Below are 3154 nucleotides of genomic sequence, written 5' to 3'. Positions count from 1 at the left end.
CGGGATCGAGCGCGCGCCCCGGTGCTTGACCAGCCGCGCCGCCTCGCCCCGCGCGATCAAGATGTAGGGGAAGCTCTTGTCGTCGCGCAGCACCACGTTGTAGCGCGGTTTCAGCTGCTTGATCAGGTTGGCTTCCAGCAGCAGCGCCTCGGCCTCGGTCTCGGTGGTGACGAACACCATCGAGCGGGTCTGGGCCACCATCCGGGCGATGCGGGTCGACTGGCGCTCGGGCGTCGTATAGGCGGCGATGCGCTTCTTGATCGAGCGCGCCTTGCCGACATAGAGCACCTCGCCCTCGGCGCCGATCATCCGGTAGACGCCCGGTCCGAGCGGCGCGTGCCGCCAGAAGTCGCGGATCGCCTCGGCGCCGCGCGCCAGATTTGCGGGCTCCGCCGGAGGCTCGTCGAGGGCGATGTCGAGCGGGTTCGCGTCGGCGCGAAGCTCCCGCTCCAGCGCCGCCTCGGCCCGGGCTTCGGCTTCGGGCGCCTCGCCCGGAGGAAAGCTTTTCGGCGCGCCAGTCATGCGGGTCTATCTAGGGTCAGGCGGAAGCGATGGGAATACCGGCATCGCCTTCGTTAACCGCCTCCTGCGCCCCAGACTGGACCTCGCGCCCGATTGGGGCTAGCTATCTGATGGCGTTAAGCGTTTGTTAACCAGAGTCCTCGGCGGGGGCGCGAGGAGGAGCGGGAGTATTCCGGCGTGAAATCCAAGCAGGGCGGCCGGCCCGGCCCCGGCAGGGCGTCGACGGCGTTGCTGACGCTCGCTGCGGCCCTTGCGCTCGGCGGCTGCGTGGAGGCCACGGGCGATCTCGCCGCGAGCCCCGAGGGCTCCTGGCAGTTCGTCCGGCGTTCGGACGCCAGCATGGCCGGCGCGACGCTGGCGATCATGTCGGTCGAAGGCGCTCCCGACGAGCTCGCCCAACGTTTCGACCAGACCCTTGACGCCGCGGCGGCCGAGCGGCAGATCGCGCTCAGCCCCCCGACCTCGGCGAAGTATCTCGTGCGCGGGTATCTCAGCGCCTCGCTCATCCAGGACGGCGCGGAAGTCGATTTCGTCTGGGACGTCTACACGCCCGACAAGCAGCGCGCGCAGAGGCTCAGCGACGCGATCGCCGTGCGCGGGTCCGGCGCCGACCCCTGGGCGATGGTCACCCCGGCGGCGCTCGACAGCATCGCCGCCAAATGCGCCGACGACCTCGCGGCCTATCTCTCGAACACACCCGAGGCCGCGCCAGGCGGGGCGCTCAGCTACGCGCAGTGACCCGCCGCGCAGCCGGTCGACAGCCGGGCGGGTCCAGACGATAGTCGTGTAACTGTCATGTTGTTTGCGACGGACGCGGCTGCTATGAGCCGCCCCGTCCGCCTTTTCGCAGCGCACAAAGCGTCTTTGGAGATCTGCCGTGGTCGGCAAGATGAAGGTTTTGGCCGGCAATTCCAATGCGCCTCTCGCCACTGCGATTGCGGCCTATCTCGGCGAGCCGCTGACCGGCTGCCACGTCCGCCGCTTCGCCGACATGGAGATCTTCGTCGAGATCCTCGACAACGTGCGCGGCCGCGACGTCTTCGTCATCCAGTCGACGTCGTATCCGGCCAACGACAATCTGATGGAGCTTCTCATCATCATCGACGCGCTGCGGCGCGCCTCGGCCCGTCGCATCACGGCGGTCATCCCCTATTTCGGCTACGCCCGTCAGGATCGGAAACCCGGCCCGCGTTCGCCGATTTCGGCCAAGCTCGTCGCCAACCTCATCACCCGCGCCGGCGCCGACCGGGAGCTGACCGTCGATTTGCACGCCGGGCAGATCCAGGGCTTCTTCGACATCCCGACCGACAATCTTTTCGCCGCCCCGACGATGGTGCGCGACATCCAGTCCCGCGGCGACGGCGGCAAGAACGTGATGGTCGTTTCGCCGGACGTCGGCGGCGTGATTCGCGCCCGCGCGCTCGCCACGCGGCTCGACGCGCCGCTCGCCATCGTCGACAAGCGGCGCGAGCGGGCCGGCGAGTCGGAGGTGATGAACATCATCGGCGACGTCAAGGGTCGCAATTGCATGCTTCTCGACGACATCGTCGATTCGGGCGGCACACTCTGCAACGCGGCCGACGCGCTGCTCGCATCGGGCGCGGCCAGCGTCTCGGCCTATATCACCCACGGCGTCCTCTCCGGCGGCGCGGTCGCGCGCGTCGCCGCCTCGAAGCTGACCGAGCTTGTGCTGACCGACACGATCGCCCCGACCGAGGCGGTGCGGGTCGCGCGCAACATCCGCGTCATTTCCATCGCGCCGCTGATCGGAGAGGCGATCGCCCGCATCGCGAAGGAAGAAAGCGTCTCGTCGCTGTTCAACTGACTTCCTGGTTCGGCGGCGCCGCGCCAAAATCCCGATCCCTTCTTGCTCTCGCAGAATCCCGCGCTTAGTCTCTCGTGACGTTAGTCGGGGACATATGGGAACTCGGCCGCCGGCCCGTTGACAGAATCGGCGGCTGTGGGGTTGTCTTGACTGATCGGTCAGCTTTTGAGGGCCTTGGCGCCTGCCCGATTTCGGCCGTCGCCAGCACCGGGAGGTACAAAAATGTTCGGTCGCACATCCAAGTTCATGACCGCCGCGCTGGTCGGTTGCAGCCTGATCGCGTGTACGGCGGCCTTTGCCGCTGACATCAAACCGGCGGTCGTCTACGATCTCGGCGGCAAGTTCGACAAATCCTTCAACGAGGGGGTCTTCAACGGCGCGACCAAGTTCACCAAGGATAGCGGCGTCCCGTTCCGCGACCTCGAAATCCAGAACGACGCGCAGCGCGAGCAGGTGCTGCGCAAGTTCGCCAAGGACGGCTATTCGCCGATCATGACGGTCGGCTCCGGAGCGCTGGCGGTTCTGCAATCCGCCGGCGAGCTGGCCTGGGGGGTCGCTCTGATAGCGGCGGCCTGCCGGCTATGGCGACCCAATCTCCATCCCCTTGCTTTGTTGAGCCTTGGCGCGGTGTTTTCCGTGCTACATCGGTTGATCGTATAGCCGCCGCCTCTGTCGCTCAGGCATTGTCACGTTGGTCAAGAATAGTGGATTCTGGAGGGCTCCGGCGCCACCATGGAAATCTCCAAGCCATTGATTTTCCTGTCTGCGGCCGATGAGCGGGTCGCTCCGTTGACAAGTAAAAATCGC

The 3154-nt window shown here is 66.8% G+C and carries 4 protein-coding genes; 3 read left to right on the top strand and 1 reads right to left on the bottom strand.

Annotated features, from left to right (window positions below; genetic code table 11):
• Nucleotides 1-522, bottom strand: a 522-nt coding sequence (locus ACLP25_RS12365) for a GIY-YIG nuclease family protein (protein ID WP_442469492.1), incomplete at its 3' end; no start/stop codon positions are given.
• Between the two features lie 177 nt (nt 523-699).
• Between ACLP25_RS12365 and ACLP25_RS12360 the strand changes: the two genes are divergently transcribed.
• The 3 genes from ACLP25_RS12360 to ACLP25_RS12350 all read left to right on the top strand — a co-directional run bounded on the left by ACLP25_RS12360 (nt 700) and on the right by ACLP25_RS12350 (nt 3007).
• Nucleotides 700-1260, top strand: coding sequence for a hypothetical protein (locus ACLP25_RS12360; protein WP_442469491.1), 561 nt, complete (start codon nt 700-702; stop codon nt 1258-1260).
• A 151-nt stretch (nt 1261-1411) separates the two neighbouring features.
• Nucleotides 1412-2347, top strand: a complete 936-nt coding sequence (locus ACLP25_RS12355; RefSeq protein ID WP_442469493.1) for a ribose-phosphate pyrophosphokinase — start codon at nt 1412-1414, stop codon at nt 2345-2347.
• Between the two features lie 222 nt (nt 2348-2569).
• Entirely contained in the window at nt 2570-3007 is a 438-nt protein-coding gene (locus ACLP25_RS12350; RefSeq protein ID WP_442469490.1) for a hypothetical protein, read from the top strand.
• Nucleotides 3008-3154: the final 147 nt, after the last annotated feature.

Origin of the sequence: Roseiarcus sp. (assembly GCF_052145395.1) — a bacterium.
GTDB lineage: Bacteria > Pseudomonadota > Alphaproteobacteria > Rhizobiales > Beijerinckiaceae > Roseiarcus.
The sequence above is the reverse complement of the archived record's forward strand: the minus strand, read 5'-3'. Positions and strand labels throughout refer to the sequence as shown.

Excerpts from the sequence above, each read along its gene's own strand:
- ACLP25_RS12350 (WP_442469490.1), top strand. The coding sequence starts at position 2,570 with ATGTTCGGTCGCACATCCAAGTTCATGACCGCCGCGCTGGTCGGTTGC.
- ACLP25_RS12355 (WP_442469493.1), top strand. The coding sequence starts at position 1,412 with ATGAAGGTTTTGGCCGGCAATTCCAATGCGCCTCTCGCCACTGCGATT.